The organism is Methylophaga sp. UBA1464, from assembly GCF_002325665.1.
Classification (GTDB): Bacteria; Pseudomonadota; Gammaproteobacteria; order Nitrosococcales; family Methylophagaceae; genus Methylophaga.
On record NZ_DCSO01000011.1, the window covers coordinates 20,754 to 22,489 of the forward strand.

The window sequence follows — 1,736 nt, forward strand, 5'->3', positions numbered from 1 at the left end:
GGTGCCAGGTTGCATAATGTGTTTTTCAACATGCTGAGGTCGAATACTACCCAAGCCACCGGCTACCATAATTGGTTTGTGATAACCACGTACTTCAAAACCATTATCCGACGGAACTTTGGCTTCATAAGTACGGAAATACCCACAAAGATTAGGACGGCCAAATTCATTGTTAAATGCTGCGCCGCCTAATGGACCATCAACCATGATCTGCAGCGCTGAAGCGATACGGGCAGGTTTGCCGTAATCGGTTTCCCAAGGTTGTTCAAAACCGGGGATTTGTAAATTAGAAACCGAAAATCCAGTTAAACCTGCTTTAGGTTTGGAACCACGACCTGTAGCGCCTTCATCACGAATCTCGCCACCGGCACCGGTTGCTGCACCCGGAAAGGGTGAAATAGCGGTTGGATGATTATGGGTTTCCACTTTCATCAGGATATGCTGCTGCTCACCTTCGTAGCAGTAGTGATTGTCTTTCATATCCACCTGAAAACGATGACTGCGCGGGCCTTCGATAACTGATGAATTATCGTTATAAGCTTTCACAACACCTTCTGGGTGTTGCTCGTGGGTATAACGAATCATATCGAACAGGCTGCGATCCTGCGTTTTGCCATCAATAACCCAGTCGGCCTTGAAAATTTTATGACGGCAATGCTCAGAGTTGGCCTGAGCAAACATCATAAGTTCAATGTCATTTGGATTGCGATTAAGGGCAGTGAAATTTTCAAACAGGTAATCAACTTCATCGTCAGCCAGGGCCAGGCCCAGATTTTGATTGGCTGCAACCAATGCCTGACGGCCACCATTGAGGATATCAACAGACAATAAGGGTCTGGGAGCTGTATGCATGAACAATTGCTCAGCATCATCTTCATTATCAAACACAGTTTCGATCATGCGATCGTGCAGCTTCGCGGCAATAATCGAGCGCTGTTCGCTGGTTAAGGTCGCTTTACTGCTGACATAAAATGCAATACCGCGCTCAACCCGAACGATATCGGTCAAACCGCTGTTATGCACAATGTCCGTCGCTTTACTGGACCACGGTGAGATAGTGCCGGGACGTGGTGTAATTAAAAACAGGTTTTCCTGATCCTGTACTTTGCTATTACCCTTGCTTGCTTCAAGCATTTCGCTGAGTGTGGCAATATCAGCTTCGCTAAGTTGACCGTCACCTTCCAGTTCAGCGAAATACTGATATTCACTTCTTAATGCGCTTACCGTGGTGACTTCTGCGCGGATGGCGCGGAGCAATTTTTCAATTCGGAAAGCAGAGAAAGCCGGACGGCCAACCAATTGCAGCATTTGAAACCCAATTCACAGATAATTAAAGCGATAATGATACTTTATACGCCCGAATTCGCCCAATAAAATTGAGCTTTTGTCATGACCGAAAATATATCAACATCGCATAAACCCGGCCTTTTCAGACTATTGGGGGTGATGCTTTATGACAGCATGCTGTTAGTCTCAGTATTATTAGTTGCCGCAGCGGTAGCCGTAGCCTTTAATGGAGGTGAAGCAATCGGTGCCAATAATCCATTCTTTTTTGTCTATCTGCTGGGCGTGGCATTTATTTTTTATGGCTGGTTCTGGACCCATGGCGGACAAACGCTTGGTATGCGTGCATGGCGGGTTTATCTCATCAGCGGCAATAATACCGGGATCAACTGGCAGCAAGCATTTCTGAGATTTGTTGTTGGCATATTTTCATGGCTGCCATTAGGATTGGG

At 46.2% G+C, this 1,736-nt stretch carries 1 protein-coding gene and 1 pseudogene; one reads left to right on the forward strand and one right to left on the reverse strand.

The genetic code is table 11. The annotated features are described in order from the left end of the window. Window positions 1–1,308, reverse strand: a pseudogene (locus tag B3O33_RS00880) (phosphoribosylformylglycinamidine synthase); the annotation flags it as partial. 81 nt (window positions 1,309–1,389) lie between these two features. On the opposite strand from B3O33_RS00880, the gene B3O33_RS00885 reads away from it, so the two are divergent. Then, a partial coding sequence (locus B3O33_RS00885; RefSeq protein WP_292362747.1) for an RDD family protein occupies window positions 1,390–1,736 on the forward strand: 347 nt, incomplete at its 3' end.